General features: G+C 32.7%; 11 protein-coding genes and 3 rRNA genes. 11 read left to right on the top strand and 3 right to left on the bottom strand.

The features are described 5' to 3' along the window. Nucleotides 1-33: 33 nt before the first annotated feature. The 6 genes from HLG78_RS03625 to HLG78_RS03600 all read left to right on the top strand — a co-directional run bounded on the left by HLG78_RS03625 (nucleotide 34) and on the right by HLG78_RS03600 (nucleotide 7709). Entirely contained in the window at nucleotides 34-498 is a 465-nt protein-coding gene (locus HLG78_RS03625) for a hypothetical protein (protein ID WP_231176255.1), read from the top strand. A gap of 27 nt (nucleotides 499-525) precedes the next feature. Further along, nucleotides 526-1401: a hypothetical protein gene (locus tag HLG78_RS03620; protein WP_231176254.1), complete on the top strand. Its 876-nt coding sequence runs from the start codon at nucleotides 526-528 to the stop codon at nucleotides 1399-1401. A gap of 27 nt (nucleotides 1402-1428) precedes the next feature. Next, nucleotides 1429-2751, top strand: coding sequence for a Mur ligase family protein (locus HLG78_RS03615; protein WP_231176253.1), 1323 nt, complete (start codon nucleotides 1429-1431; stop codon nucleotides 2749-2751). A 220-nt stretch (nucleotides 2752-2971) separates the two neighbouring features. Further along, a 23S ribosomal RNA gene (locus HLG78_RS03610) occupies nucleotides 2972-5925 on the top strand. Between the two features lie 83 nt (nucleotides 5926-6008). Next, a 5S ribosomal RNA gene (gene rrf / locus HLG78_RS03605) occupies nucleotides 6009-6125 on the top strand. 66 nt (nucleotides 6126-6191) lie between these two features. After that, nucleotides 6192-7709: ribosomal RNA gene (locus HLG78_RS03600) — 16S ribosomal RNA — on the top strand. 374 nt (nucleotides 7710-8083) lie between these two features. Here HLG78_RS03600 and HLG78_RS03595 read toward each other — a convergent pair. Further along, the gene (locus tag HLG78_RS03595) at nucleotides 8084-8482 is read right to left on the bottom strand and encodes a PrsW family glutamic-type intramembrane protease (protein WP_231176252.1); all 399 of its coding nucleotides are present in this window, start codon (nucleotides 8480-8482) and stop codon (nucleotides 8084-8086) included. Between the two features lie 550 nt (nucleotides 8483-9032). Here HLG78_RS03595 and rnhA point away from each other — a divergent pair. The 4 genes from rnhA to HLG78_RS03575 are packed head-to-tail and all read left to right on the top strand — an operon-like array spanning nucleotide 9033 to nucleotide 12586. Further along, nucleotides 9033-9464, top strand: a complete 432-nt coding sequence (gene rnhA, locus HLG78_RS03590) for a ribonuclease HI (RefSeq protein WP_231176251.1) — start codon at nucleotides 9033-9035, stop codon at nucleotides 9462-9464. Nucleotides 9465-9487: 23 nt separating this feature from the next. After that, nucleotides 9488-10207 carry a Fe-S cluster assembly ATPase SufC gene (gene sufC / locus HLG78_RS03585; RefSeq protein ID WP_231176250.1) on the top strand — a complete coding sequence of 240 codons (720 nt, stop codon included), beginning with the start codon at nucleotides 9488-9490 and terminating at the stop codon, nucleotides 10205-10207. A 19-nt stretch (nucleotides 10208-10226) separates the two neighbouring features. Then, nucleotides 10227-11603: a Fe-S cluster assembly protein SufB gene (gene sufB / locus HLG78_RS03580; RefSeq protein ID WP_231176249.1), complete on the top strand. Its 1377-nt coding sequence runs from the start codon at nucleotides 10227-10229 to the stop codon at nucleotides 11601-11603. Between the two features lie 35 nt (nucleotides 11604-11638). After that, on the top strand, nucleotides 11639-12586 hold the full coding sequence (locus tag HLG78_RS03575) for a glycosyltransferase family 2 protein (protein ID WP_231176248.1): 948 nt from the start codon (nucleotides 11639-11641) through the stop codon (nucleotides 12584-12586). A gap of 1 nt (nucleotide 12587) precedes the next feature. Here HLG78_RS03575 and HLG78_RS03570 read toward each other — a convergent pair whose 3' ends face one another. Further along, nucleotides 12588-13148, bottom strand: a complete 561-nt coding sequence (locus HLG78_RS03570; protein WP_231176247.1) for a VTT domain-containing protein — start codon at nucleotides 13146-13148, stop codon at nucleotides 12588-12590. Nucleotides 13149-13308: 160 nt separating this feature from the next. Here HLG78_RS03570 and HLG78_RS03565 point away from each other — a divergent pair, with 160 nt between their 5' ends. After that, complete coding sequence (locus tag HLG78_RS03565; protein ID WP_231176246.1) at nucleotides 13309-14805, top strand: hypothetical protein; 1497 nt, start codon at nucleotides 13309-13311, stop codon at nucleotides 14803-14805. Here HLG78_RS03565 and HLG78_RS03560 read toward each other — a convergent pair. Next, nucleotides 14802-15761 carry a lysylphosphatidylglycerol synthase transmembrane domain-containing protein gene (locus tag HLG78_RS03560; RefSeq protein ID WP_231176245.1) on the bottom strand — a complete coding sequence of 320 codons (960 nt, stop codon included), beginning with the start codon at nucleotides 15759-15761 and terminating at the stop codon, nucleotides 14802-14804. The two genes, HLG78_RS03565 and HLG78_RS03560, sit on opposite strands and share 4 nt — an antisense overlap. Nucleotides 15762-15766 lie beyond the last annotated feature (5 nt).

Below are 15766 nucleotides of genomic sequence, written 5' to 3'. Positions count from 1 at the left end.
ATTTTATTAAAGCATTTATAAATAAAAAAAAATATGTTTTTGTTGAATAAATTAATATTGTTTTGTTTTGTGTTAGCTTTTTCTTTGTTATCTTTTTCGTATGCGGAATGATGAGATTGAGATCAGTGACCAGTTAAACGATGAAGTAGAGATGCTTCTCCAAATGATGTTTTAGATCAAGTAAGAGAATGAAGGGGTGTTCAGGATACCCAGCTTGATCATGTTCAAAGACAGCCCTGATGATCTGTTGAATGAACATTGGACTGAGTAAGGATGGAGATTTGAACATATATAAATTGGGCTGTATTTATTGGTCTTAGTATAGCAGTTATACTTATTATATACAACTGATTATTGCTTGTTACAACTTCAATGAATGAAAGTGTTTTGGAAAAGGTAAAAACAAGGCTTATGTATCTTTGAGTTTGAGTTCTAATAATGACTGGTTTCTATGTTATTATACAACTAGTTATGTCTCTTCTTGCTAATATTACCTAAATGAAAGTTTAAAACTAAAAAAGGAAAATGAAAATACTGAAATTTATGTTTGTTACCTTGATAGTTTTTTTGATATCATCATTTGTTCTAGCAGCACCTTCTTTTCAAGGAGTAGCAGAAGACTGATATGAAAACACAACATATCAATTAAATGTTGATGCAGAAAATAGTTTGATGCAAAATATATGAAACTTATTTTCACCATATGAATGATGATGACAGCTTTGGAATGTGTTAAGAGTTATATGAGTGTGAATATTTATATTTTTTTTAGTGTGGGCATGAGCTCAATTTTTATTGAAAGCAAATGACGAATCAGAGCTTAAGAAAGCAAAAATGAATATTTTGTATATTTTTTATTGATGACTTTTGTTTTTTGGTTCAGTTTGGATATTTTGAACTGCTCTAAGTTTATGAACAGTTCAGTGAACTGATGATTTGGTTACAGAATTTCAAGACTCTTTGATGTTTCAGGTGTTAGCATTTTTAAAAGCTTGAGCATTCTTTGCAGCAGTAGTAATGATATTTTATTACTGATACAGAATTATTCAAGCATACGATAGTGAGGATAAAATTTCAAATGCAAAAAAATGATTTTTAAATGTAATTATTGCTTTGATATTTATTAAGGTGATAGATTTTGTTTATTATATTGCACAACAAGATGAGTTTGTTAGTGAAGCAGCTAGTTTATTAATTGATTTTGCTCAAATTATATGATATGTTTTGTGATGATTGTTGTTGCTTACCATCTTTTATGCTTGAATATTGCTGATAACATCCAGGTGAGATGAAGAAGCTTGGAACAAAGCAAAAAATATAATAAAAGCTATATTCTTAGTTGTAATATTAATATTTTTGTTTTTACTAATAGTTTATCAAGTTATTAGACAGTTAACTTAATATTTATATGAATTAATTACTTGCTTTATGAAAGAGAAGATAAAAAAAAGTTTTTTTAATATTATTTGAAAACTTGCAAAAATACATTTAAAGAAAAAAGATGTTTTTGTGATATGAGTAACTTGAAGTATATGAAAAACTACAAGTAGAATGATAATTTCAAAAATATTGTCAGATAATGATATAAATATTTATACTTCTCCAAAAAACTATAATTGAAGTTTTTGATTAAGTTTATCTATTTTTGAAATATCAGATTATGTTCCTACAAAAATTTGATTCCTTAAAATTTTATTAAGGGTTTTAAGAAGTTTTATCTTTTCAAAACCAAGTTATGATGTGCTATTCTTAGAGTATGGAATAGATGAGGTAGGTGAAATGGATTTTTTGTTGGATGTTGTTAAGCCAGATATTTCAATATTTACTTGAATAGATAAAGTTCATTGTTTAAATTTTTCAAGTCCTGATGTTACTGCAGAAGAAAAAATTAAGCTTGTAAAAAACACTAAAAATGTTTCTTTTTTGAATTATGATGACTCATACACTAAAAACAGCTTAAATGTAGGTTGTGATATTATATATTTTACAACTACAGGTAAAGATAATGCTCAAATTTGATTTGAAAAATTTGATTATGTTTATGAAGATGGTAAAATAAATTCAAAATTTAAATGAAAAATTAATAATTTGGATATAAATATTTCAACTAATATTTTGTGAAAAGAAAATGCATGATATATAACATTGTGATATGCAATATTAGATATAGTCTATAGGAATTTTTGATATAATAATTCTGTTGTTGAATGAATGTGAGATTTAAGTTTGAGTGTTTATTCACAGCCAGGTAGGTTCTCAATATTTGAGGGTATAAATTGATCTGTTTTGATAGATTCTACATATAATGCTTCACCAGAAAGTACGAAAAAAGTTATTAACAATACTGCTAATATAAAAGATAAATTTTATTCCAATCATTCTGTAATTTTTGTTTTTGGAGATATGAGAGAATTGGGAGATTTTTCAGAACAGGAGCACAGATTGATGGCTTCTTATATATTGTGATTTGCAGATTATGTATTCTTATTATGAGAAAATACTAAAAGCTTTACCTATGATGAATTGAGTAAGATTTGATTTGATATGCAAAATGTATTTTTATTTGCAAATTCCTATGATTTATGAGATTATTTAAATAACTTTTTGAAAAAAAATAGTGAAGAATTTTTGGTTTTATTTAAGTGAAGTCAAACCGGCATTTTTCTTGAAGAAGCATTAAAAAAAATATTAAAAAACCAAGAGGATGGGCAAAAACTGCCAAGACAAGAATTTTTTTGGAAAAAAGTCTAAAAATCTCTTGAAAAATAAAACTATATCTTTATATTACATATTACATTAACAGATTAAAAAATATCTAGCAAAATAAATTTGCTTTTTATTTTTGTCTAAAACAAGAGAACAAAATAAAAAAGTCTAAAAATCTCTTGAAAACAAAAAACAAATCATTATATTAGTTATTACACATTGAAGAGAGTTCATTAACAGTTGGTATTTTATATTTTTAGAAGGCGATAAGTCTTTTAAGAGCTTAGGGTGGATGCCTAGAGTAAAAGAGCCGAAGAAGGACGTGGTTGGCTGCGAAAAGCCTCGATAAGGCGCCAACAGCCGTTATTAGTCGAGGATTTCCGAATGGGGTAACCCAGTCCGTATATCGGACTGCCTCATATTAGATTGAGGTGGGGACCAGGGGAAGTGAAATATCTCAGTACCCTGAGGAAAAGAAATCGTAAGAGATTCCCTAAGTAGTGACGAGCGAACGGGGAAGAGCCCAAACTGCTGCAGTGTTAAAAGCCCTGGCTGTTGCTGTGGCAGGGTAGTGGGGGTTGATGTGAGCATCTAGGGAGTGCTCAGGGTAAGTTGCTTTGTTAGTCGAATTAGTTGGAAAGCTAAGCCATAGAAGGTGATAGCCCTGTAGATAAAAGCAAAGCAGCTCCTGTCATCAGCTGCCCAAGTAGCGTCATGCACGTGGAACATGGCGTGAATCTGCCCGGACCACCGGGTAAGGCTAAATACTCTTTTACATCGATAGCGTATAGTACCGTGAGGGAAAGGTGAAAAGAACCCGAGAAACGGGAGTGAAATAGAACCTGAAACCCTAAGTTTACAAGGGAGTGGGAGTTTCATTTGTGAAATGACCACGTACCTATTGTCGAATGGGCCAGCGAGTTATTGGCAGGAGCAAGGTTAAGGCAGGTATAGCTGAAGCCGTAGGGAAACCGAGTCTTAATAGGGCGCTTAGTTTCTGTCAATAGACCCGAAGCCACATGAGCTACCCATGAGCAGGATGAAGGGTCGGGAAACCGGCCTGAAGGTCCGAACCGGTTGGAGCTGCAAGTCCTTCGGATGACTTGTGGGTAGGAGTGAAAAGCTCATCGAATGTGGTGATAGCTGGTTCTCCCCGAAACAACTTTAGGGTTGACCTGCGGTTTGAACTTCATAGAGGTAGAGCTCTGGTAAGGCTAGGGGTGCCGAGAGGCATTACCAAACCTTGCTAAACTTCGAATGCTATGAAGAATGCCGTGGAGTTAGACTATGGGGGATAAGCTTCATAGTCGAGAGGGAAACAGCCCAGACATCCGACTAAGGTCCCAAAGAAATGGCTAAGTGGAAAAGGATGTTTTCCTGCTGAGACATTCAGTAGGTTTGCTTAGAAGCAGCAATCCTTTAAAGAGTGCGTAACAGCTCACTGAACAAGTGGGAAAGCGCCGAAGACGTAACGGGGCTCAAGCCATTCACCGAAGTCGATGGTCTTCGATTTATTCGAAGGCGGTAGGGGAGCGTTCTATACGGACTGAAGGTGTGCTGAAAAGCATGCTGGACTGTATAGAAGTGATAATGCTGGCATGAGTAACGTCTGCCGATGAAAATTCGGCACGCCGGAAGCCTAAGGATTCCTACGCAACGTTCATCGACGTAGGGTTAGGCGGGGCCTAAGGGAATCCCGAAAGGGTGAACCGATGGATAGCAGGTTAATATTCCTGCCCCTGTTTATATTGCGAAGGGGTGACGCATCGGGACGAGCAAAAGTATTATAAGGATTTATAGTGTCTAAGTGCTAAGGTGACTTTATGGGTACAAAATAGGAAAATCCGTTTTGTAGATAAAACCAAGGCGCGAATGCGATCCTGCTTTTGTAGGAGAGTTTTGTAGTTCTGGTGCCAAGAAAAACCTCTAAGCTTAAATATAAACAGCCCGTACCCAGAACCGACACAGGTAGGCAGGTGGAGAACACCAAGGCGATCGAGTTAACCAGGGATAAGGAACTCGGCAAATTAGCGGGCGTAACTTCGGGATAAGCCCTCCCTAATGAGAGTTAGGGCGCAGCGAATGACGTGGGGGGAACTGTTTACCAAAAACACAGCTTCCTGCTAACTCGAAAGAGGAGGTATAGGAGGCGACGCCTGTCCAGTACCAGAATGTTAACCTTCTTGGTGTAAGCTAAGGAGCGAAGCACTGGTAAACGACGGCCGTAACTATGACGGTCCTAAGGTAGCGAAATTCCTTGTCGGGTAAGTTCCGACCCGCATGAATGGCGTAATCATCCCCACACTGTCTCGTCCCTGGACTCGGTGAAATTACATTCCCGGTAAAAATGCCGGGTAGGTGTGGTAAGACGGAAAGACCCCGTGAAGCTTTACTGCAGGTTGATGTTGTGTCGAAGTATGCATTGTTCAGTATAGGTGGGAAACTTGGAAGCTCCAACGCTAGTTGGAGTGGAGTTGAAAGTGAGATACCACCCTTTGTATATTTTGGCACTAACCTCTGGATAGAGGGACAGCGTCTGCTAGGCAGTTTATCTGGGGCGGATGCCTCCCAAAGAGTAACGGAGGCGCACAAAGGTTGGCTTACTACGGATGGAAACCGTGGTGAAAGTGTATTCGCACAAGCCAGCTTGACTGTGAGACTGACAGGTCGAACAGGTAGGAAACTAGGTGAAAGTGATCCGGGCTTGCTGTGTGGAAAGAAGCCCGCTCAACGGATAAAAGCTACTCCGGGGATAACAGGCTAATAGGGCCCAAGAGTTCATATCGACGGCCCTGTTTGGCACCTCGATGTCGGCTCGTCGCATCCTGGGGCTGTAGTCGGTCCCAAGGGTTGGGCTGTTCGCCCATTAAAGCGGTACGCGAGCTGGGTTCAGAACGTCGTGAGACAGTTCGGCCCCTATCTACCACACCCGTAGGCAACCTGAGGAGATCTGCTCTTAGTACGAGAGGACCGGAGTGGACCAGCCTCTAGTGTATCAGTTGTTCTACCAAGAGCACGGCTGAGTAGCTATGCTGGGAAAGGATAACCGCTGAAAGCATATAAGCGGGAAGCCAACTCCAAGATTAGGTTGCCCTCTCTGTGTTTGTTTAGCAAATACAGAGGTAAGGCCTCCTGGAGACTACAGGGTGATAGGCATCGTGTGTAAGTGTGGCGACACACTTAGCAAAGATGTACTAATCGGCCGAGCGGACTTATCGTTCTTTTAAAAATATAAAATATCAGCTATCTTTTCTTGAAAAACAAGAAAAAATCCTTATAAACAAAGCATTGTGTTTAATACTGGTGGTATCAATGCAGCAAGAGGAAACACCTGTTCCCATTTCGAACACAGAAGTTAAGATCTTGTTGGTTGATGATACTGGTCTCACTGAGGCTGGGAAAGTAAATTGATGCCACCAATATTAGGCATGGTATGTCTAAGTGTTCATTAAAATTAGTGGTAATTAAAAGAGGCAAAGCAGTTTATCATGAAGAGTTTGACCCTGGCTCAGGATGAACGCTAGCGGAGCGCCTAACACATGCAAGTCGAGCGATCCCTACCATGAACTTTCTTTTCTTCGGAATTGAGGGGGATTGGATTCAAGGGATAGCGGCAGACGGGCGAGTAACACGTGCTCAACCTGCCCTGGAGTGAGGGATAACATCGGAAACGGTGCTAATCCCTCATACGCCCTATAGAATGGAAATATATAGGGGAAAGGTTTATCCGCTCTAGGAGGGGGGCGCGGCCTATCAGCTTGTTGGTGAGGTAAAGGCTCACCAAGGCAACGACGGGTAGCCGGACTGAGAGGTCGGTCGGCCGCAATGGGACTGAGACACGGCCCATACCCCTACGGGGGGCAGCAGTGGGGAATCTTGGGCAATGGGGGAAACCCTGACCCAGCGACTCCGCGTGGAGGACGAAGCCTTACGGGGTGTAAACTCCTTTTCTGGGGGAAGACGACTGACGGTACCCCAGGAATAAGGGACGGCTAACTACGTGCCAGCAGCCGCGGTAATACGTAGGTCCCAAGCGTTATCCGGAATTACTGGGCGTAAAGTGTCCGTAGCCGGCTGAGTAAGTCTGCTTTCAAAGACCTTGGCTCAACCAAGGAATGGGGGTAGATACTGCTTAGCTAGAGGTAGTTAGAGGCTGATGGAATTCCCGGTGGAGGGGTGAAATCCGTTGATATCGGGAGGAATGCCGAAAGCGAAAGCAGTCAGCTATAACTATCCTGACGGTGAGGGACGAAAGCATGGGTAGCAAACAGGATTAGATACCCTGGTAGTCCATGCTGTAAACTATGCTCGCTAGGTGTTCTCATTTATATGGGAGTGCCGTAAGCTAACGCGTTAAGCGAGCCGCCTGAGGAGTACAGTCGCAAGACCGAAACTCAAAGGGATAGGCGGGGGAGTACACAAGCGGTGGATTGTCTCGGTTAATTGGATAATAAGCCAAGAATCTTACCGGGGCTTGACATATAGTCTGTCCTCTGTGAAAGCAGAGTATCTCAACTTCGGTTGAGAGGGCTATACAGGTGCTGCATGGCCGTCGTCAGCTCGTGCCGTAAGGTGTCCGGTTAAGTCCGGAAACGAGCGCAACCCTCGTCCTTAGTTACTATGTCTAAGGAGACTGCCCTCGCAAGAGGGAGGAAGGAGAGGATGACGTCAGGTCATTATGGCCCTTATGTCCCGGGCGCCAGAGACAATACAATGGACAGTACAGCGGGAAGCAAAACCGTGAGGTTAAGCAAATCCCTTAAAACTGTCCCTAGTGCGGATCGTAGTCTGGAACTCGACTACGTGAAGTTGGAATCGCTAGTAATGGCGGATCAGCCACGCCGCCGTGAATATGTCCCTGCTCCTTGCACTCACCGCCCGTCACACCACGGGAGTTGGCGTTCCTTGAAGGTCTGCAATGCAGGACGAGAGGAAAGCCAGTGACTGGGGTGAAGTCGTAACAAGGTATCCGTATCGGAAGGTGCGGATGGACCACCTCTCTATTGAGGTATATAATAAAGATGGCAAAACTGTTTCTGCTTTGTCTCTTTTAATTACTACTAATGAATAATTAAAAAGGCACCACATCTAGTGGTGTTTTTTTAGTTTGTAAAAATGTTATGATTTAATTATATTTCAGAGACTATAAAATATAGTGAGTAGGTGTGATTTTTTTATATAATTGAAATAATAAAGTGTTTAATAATAAAAAATAATATACTAAAATAATTCGAAAACTTAAAACTATATATAACAATAATGAGTAATACATTTATATTGTTGATTATTAATTTTAATGTTTCCTGAATTCTAGTAAATACTTCATACTACGTAATATAAAAATATCTATATCTATATGTTCTAAGTTTATAAAAAATTATATATATAATCTATCTGACTTATAAAATAAAAATGTAGAGTAAAAATATCATAAAATCAAAAAAATTATTATTACAAATCAAAATCATTTACTTAAGAGGATGTCATATGTATAATGTAAAGATACTCATGTGAATACTCATAAACTTAAAAATATTAACATATTTTTTTTGTTATTGTAAAAGCTTTGTATTGTTCATATGCTTCAGGTAAATATTATGTGCATAAGAAATCATATTAATCATCTTGCTATTAATAAGCTTATTCATCCCGTTATTGCTACTAAAAAATCTTCTCACTTAATACTTGATATTAAATAAACTATATTCTCAAAAAATGCGAATCAAATACCGCTAAGAATACTAAATGCTATAATGTCTGTTTTAATCAATTTCATTTTTTCAAATATTATTGTTGATAACAGGAACTTCATTAGTTCTTCTCAAAAAGCTACAAAAATATAATATAAAAATACTTTTTCCAAGTTTAAACTTAGTCAAAGAAATGACGATAAAAAATATAATATACTAAAAATTGTTGTGTTTACTAAAAAAAACATACTTAGTTTTCATTTTCATATAATTAATTTTATAGTTGTTATAATAACTACAAGGTACAACCAAAAGTACAAATATATGTTCAATGAATCAATATTTTCTCTTTTAGTAAAATTAAATTGATTTAACTCAAGAATTCCCAAAATTTGAGGATATAGAACAATACTAAAACTACTAATGCTTCATAAAAATAGTATCAGAAAAAAAATTAACTTATTATTGTCTGTTTTAAAAATACTTTCAAAAAACCATATCCATAGGTTTAATATGAAAAAACAAATAGGAATTAGTAAAAAAAATTCAAGCATACTTATTATTGATTTTTTTTTGTAAATTAATACTATAAAGTAGCAATTTAAATTATAAGTAAAAATATATTAAAGTCAAAAAATGATAAAAATTTATACAGATTGAAGTTGTTTGTGAAACCCTGGAAATGGTGGGTATGCAGCAATTTTATTTTACAAAGATAATAGTAAAACTATAAAATGAGCTGAGAGAAATACCACCAATAATAGAATGGAGCTTAAAGCTGTTATTGAGTGATTAAAAGCAATAAAAAATAAAAAAATTGATCTTGAAATTTATACGGATAGTAAGTATGTTCATGATTGAGTTAAACAGTATTTAAAGGTTTGGAAAAATAATGGTTGGAAGCTATCTAACAAAAAAGAGGTAAAAAATAGAGATCTTTGGGAAGAATTAGATTTATTAATTTATGATTTTAAACAAATAAAGTTTAATTGGGTAAAGTGACATAGTGATAATACACTCAATGAATTGGTAGATAAGATAGCAAGATCTGAGGCCTCAAAATTGTAATTATTTAATCTTAAAATAGAAAAATGCTTAAAATCAAAAATTTGAATGCTCAAGTTGAATGAAATAATATACTAAAAAATGTTTCAATAGATTTTGAAAAATGAAAAAATTATGCTGTGCTTGGTAAAAATTGAAGTTGAAAATCTAGTTTAGCTTTTTGTGTAATGTGACATCCTCATTTTGAAATAACGAACTGAGAAATAAGTGTAGATTGAGAAAGTTTACTGGATATGTCTCCAGAAGAAAGGTCTCAAAAATGAATTTTTCTTGCATTTCAAAATATTCCAGAAATCCCTTGAGTTAAATTATTTGAGTTCTTAAAATTAATGTATAATAGTAGGTTTGAAAAAAAAGATCAATTATCTTTTATGAAATTTAAGAAAATGCTTTTACCATTATCAGAAGAACTTTGAATAGATAAAGATATGTTATTTAGAGATATTAATGTTTGATTTTCTGGTTGAGAGAAAAGAAAAGTAGAAATGTTGCAATTAAAACTTTTGGAGCCAAGATATATTATGTTAGATGAAGTAGATAGTTGACTTGATATAAATTCTTTGAGGCAGCTTTGAGATATGGTTAGATCAATTGATAGTAAAGAAAACTCATTTATCATAGTTTCACATTATTTTGATATATTTGAATATATAGATATAGAAAATGTTATTATAATGAAAGATGGAACAGTATCAAAAAAGTGAGATAAAAGTTTAATTGATTCTGTCAAAAAAGATTGATTTTAATTTTTATTATATATAAAAAATGCAAAATTATATAGATATACCAGAGGACATAAAGTATGCGGTGATGCTTAAATGACTTGATGAAAACGTGGTTAAAAGAATTTCTCTGGAAAACAATGAACCAGAATGGATGCTTAATCATAGACTGGATAGCTTGAAAAAATTTCAGCAAATTCATATGCCAAATTTTGGTCCGGATATATCCGATCTAAATTTCGATGAAATAATGTTTTTTGCAAAACCTGAAGCTTTAGAAAAATATGCTACAGACTGGGAGGATGTATCTCCAGAAATAAAAGAAAAATTTGAAAGACTTTGAATACCAGAGGCGGAAAGACAGTATTTAGCTGGAGCTTGAGGTCAGTATGATAGTAGTATGGTGTATCATAAGATGAAAGAAAAATGGGAAAAGAAATGAATAATTTTTGAAGATATGAATGAAGCATTACATCATCATGAAGAGCTGGTTAAAAAGTATTTTATGAATTTAATACCAAATACTGATCATAAATTTGCAGCTTTGCATTGAGCAGTTTGGAGTTGATGAACTTTTATTTATGTACCAGAGTGAGTAAAGCTTGATGAGCCTTTACAGGCTTATTTTAGAATGAATACAATGTGATGATGACAGTTTGAGCATACTTTAATTATCGTGGAAGATAATGCTCAGTGTAATTATATAGAATGATGTTCGGCACCAAAGTTTAATTCAAGAGCTTTACATGCTTGATGTGTAGAAATATATGTTTGAAATAATTCTACTATGAGATATTCATCTGTAGAAAATTGGTCTATTGATACATACAACTTGAATACCAAAAGAGCTACAGTATGAGAAAATTCTTTCATGGAATGGGTTTGATGAAATCTTTGAAGTTGAAAAACTATGCTTTACCCTATGAGTATTCTAAAAGGTGATAACTCAAAAGCAGAACACCTTTCTGCAGTTTTTGCAAGTCAATGACAAACTCATGATACAGGCTCAAAAGTTTTGCATATATGAAAAAATACATCTTCTCAAATTACAAGTAAATCTGTATGCAAAGATTGAGGACAGGCTAATTATAGATGAATTGTAAAAATCTTACCTTCTGCAGAAAATGCAGTAAACCAAACTGAATGTGATACAATACTGGTTGATTGAGAATCCTGATCAGATACTATACCTGTAATAGAAGCATCAAATGCTGATAGTACTGTTGCTCATGAAGCTAGTTCTGGAAAAATAGATGAAACAGTACTTTTTTATCTAACTTCTAGATGAGTTCCCGAAGATAAGGCAGCAGGTATGGTTGTAAATTGATTTGTAAGTCCTATAGTAAAAAAGCTTCCATTGGAATATGCTTGAGAATTGAATAAACTAATAGATATGGAAATGGAGGGAAGTGTTTGATAATTTTTGATTAATAAATTTATTTATTTTTGAGATTGATGAATAAAAAAATTTCTATTGTAATAACTTTTTTTAATGAGTCTGGAAATATAAACTCACTTTTTGAAGAACTTCAGAAAGTTTTGGATAAAGATTTTTCTGATTGGGAGCATGAGTTGGTTATGGTAGATGATTGAAGTGTAGACAATACCTGGAATGAGTTAGTTGAAATAAAACAAAAAAACAATAAAATTAAATTAATAAGATTAAATAGGAATTACTGACAAAGTATTGCTATGGATGCATGATTTAAAAATATTGATTGAGACATAGTGGTGACTATGGATTGAGACTTACAAAATGATCACAAAGATATAAAAAGACTTTATGATAAGCTAGAAAAAGATTCTTTGGATTTGGTTGCATGAAATAGAAAACAAAGAAAAGACCCCTTGTCTGTAAGAATTATAACCTTTGTTGCAAAGTTTTTAAGAAAATTATTGATAAAAGATGGTGTAGAAGATAGTGGTTGCACCCTTAGAATTTATAGAAAAAAGGTTACTGACAACTTAAATTTGCGGGCTGAAATTCATAGATATATAGTTGCTATTTCCAAGATAAATGGCTTCAAAGTTTGAGAAATTTGTGTAAATCATAGAGTAAGGGAAAATTGAGTTAGTAAGTACAACTGGAAAAAATCTATTAAATGATTTATTGATCTTTTCTATATATGGTTTATTTGAAAATATGAGTCTAGACCTCTGCATTTTTTTTGAACTGTATGAATTGTAAACTTTATAGTATGAGTCATTTTTTTCTTTGTTGCTTTTTATCAAAAAATCATAATGGATGTGTCATTGAATAGGAGTTGATGGCTTTTTCTGTGAATTTTTCTGGTCCAGGTGTGAATAATTATTTTTATTTTCTGAATAATGATAGATATTATGATTAGAAATTATTATAATAACTCATATGAAAAAAGATATATCATAAAAGATATATTATAAATTATTCCATAAGTCAGAATATGGCTAAATTTCATATCAACAATGTAAACATTATATTTCCGCAAAATATAGCAATTATTATTTTTTTTAATCAGTAATTACTTATTCAAAATCACAAAGATACTATATCTTTTGGAAAAGGTGAAAAACCCCAATAAAAAAATATGAATAAAAAAACTTTTTTGTAAGAGTAATTATTTAACCATTTTGTGAATTTTTTAATTTTGTCCTTGTATATTGATTCATTTCATATTAGTCTGCTTTTTTTGCCAATATAATAAAAAACACTATCTCATATAGTAAGTCAAAAAGCACTAATTAATGATAAGGTAAGTAAGTCTGCTCATCCAAGAATAAATGTTACAAAACTTGCATAAAAACTACTTGCTGTAAGAAAAAATACTCCTCATATTATTGCAAGAAAAAAGGTAAGTATATATATATTTTCAAGTCATACAAAGGTTACAATATTTTTGGGTCAAATGAAATATGTTGTTGTTAGTATTGATATAAATATCAGAAAACTTATAAGGTACAAAACCTTTTTTTTAAATTTTTTCATATATTTCCTAAACTATTTAAATCTAATATATTATTGATTTTTTTGGGAAAACTATTATAAGTTCTTTTGTTTACATAAGTTTATAACTAAAAACATGTTATTTTCAAATAAGATTCTAAACTTTTTTTGTCAGTATAAAATATATATATTTATTGCTACTATGTTTTTTTTCTGATTATTTTTTAGGATATACAATATTGATTGATTGTATCCTTTTATTGATGAGAATACTCATACACTTGCAGCTAATGAATTTCTTGAACATTGAACTATGGAGTATTCTAGAGCTATGCTGGTAAGTATAATGACTACATTATCATATTATTTTGCTGATCCTAGCTGACTTGAAGAATATTTGTTTTGGTGAAGGTTTTTTTCAGCTTTTTTTTCGGCATTGGTAGTGATTCCTTTGTTTTTTTTGGCCAAGAAAGTAAACAATCCTACAGCTTATCTTGCAAGTATACTATGGATTACATCCCCATGGGCTATATGAGTGGGGCAAGAAGTTAGAGAATACTCTTACTATGTATTTTTTATACTACTATTTATTTTGATATTTATTAATTTCATAGAAAAGCTTAATAGTGAAAAAAGTTTAAATAAATTATCTATTTTTTACTTAATTTGTATTTTGTGATTTGCATTTTATGCTTTGCTTATTGATAACTTGTCCACTTTGATAGTATGAGTATTATTGATTTGATTTGTTGCAATATATTATTTGATTTATTTTGTCTACAAATATCCTGAAGACAGTTTGGATTTATTAAAGAAGCTGTTTTCTTTGTCCAAAATTTATATTGTATGAATATTTTTAGCTTTATGAGCTATAATAGTCTGAGCTTTGGCATTTGTAAGATCAAGTAGTGATATAAGTTTGATGCCTAGATTAAATTTAGATTTTGTGAAAGTTTTTTTCTCAGCTGAAGCTCCACCAATGCATTGGTGGTATTGAATATGATTTGAATATCTTGCAATAATACTTTTAATTATATCTTTAATTTTTGCTTATAAGCACAAAAATAAGTTTTATTTTCTTTATTTTAACGTTTTTGTGCTTGGAGTAATTTTTTATACTTTTTTCTTTGCAAGATATTTTGAACCCAAATATATATTTTATTTACTTCCTTTTTTTATTATCCTAATATCTATGAGTATTTATTCAAGCTTTGCTTTTATCAAAATATTTTTTGAAAGTTACAAAAAATATAGCTTATATGCAACTTTTTCTATAGTTTTTATAATTATTTTTAATCCAGTAAATGTTTTTTATGCAGTTGTGGATAATACTCATTGACAACAGATCACCACTTGAAACTATCATTATCAGTTAGAAAATCTAAAAAAATTCTTGGACAAAAAAGATTTTTCATGAGATGAAATTTTCGTAAACACTGCTTTTAATTGATTTTTGAAGTTAGAGTACTGAATGAGTGTAGAACAGATGATATACTATCCTCTTGATAATCCAAAAAGATTTGAAAAACTTGAAAAAATTATAAAAGAAAACAAAAAATGATACCTAATTCTTGATTATCACAGAAACTGAAAACGAGCAGACTGATTTCCACATGATGAATGATTCAAGAAATGATGAGTAAAGCTTGAAAACTTATTCAATCAAGACTGAATTCAAGTTTATAAATGGAATCATTAAGATTTAGATTTCTTGTCCATGAAAATATATATTATTCATCAAACAGATGTATATATTATTTGCATAATTCTACCTACAAAAGCTTGTACCAAGGCAACTTCAGCAGGCACAGAAAAAAGTCAATAAAGATATATTCAAAGTCATTCTTTTACTCACAAAGAGTTAATAGATATAGGAATGATTCCTGCCATATTTATTATAGGATACAAGAAACATATCAAAAGAAAAGATATGTCATATCATACTGCCAAAAAGAACAAATATGTAAGTACTACTGATAGTAAAGTAAACACCAAAGATATCAAAAATCATTTAAACAATACTTTTTTGTTTTCAAATGTAATAATTGTATTTATAAGTTTTACAAATTTTTGAATAATTTTATTTTCTATATTTGTATTTATCTCATTTTTATTCAAAAATATAAATGCAAATACTCCAATTACAGAAAATATTAGTCATATCAACATCAAAAATAAAATGAAATTTTCTTGGTAAATATCATGTACAAAAAATGCTGAAAATAAAACAACAAAGAAGATAAGTCACAAAAATCAAAGTCCTCTTTCTAATATCATTGATGAAAAGATTTCTGATTTTTTGTTTTTTTGGATATTATTTAGATAAATAAACTTATATCAATCTCAACCAAAAGTTGTAGGTAAAAAATTACTAAAAAATCATCATACTCGATATAATTGGAAAACTTTCCAAAATGGTAAATTTATTCAGTATTCTTTCATAATATCATTTCGCTTCCAAGCACTAAGAAGTTGTCATAATGGCCAAAGCAATGTAGCTATCAGTATATAAAAAAAGTTTATATCTTTTATCACTTCCAGTAGTTTGTCAAATTCTATAAAATACTTAAATATAATATAAAAAAGTAAAAAAGTTATTATTATTTTTATTGGTGTGTTGTAATTTTTGAAGAAATCTATTAATTTTTGCTTCATATTGG

This window comes from Candidatus Absconditicoccus praedator (assembly GCF_021057185.1).
Lineage (GTDB): Bacteria > Patescibacteriota > Gracilibacteria > Absconditabacterales > Absconditicoccaceae > Absconditicoccus > Absconditicoccus praedator.
This window is presented reverse-complemented; position numbering and strand designations above follow the sequence as displayed.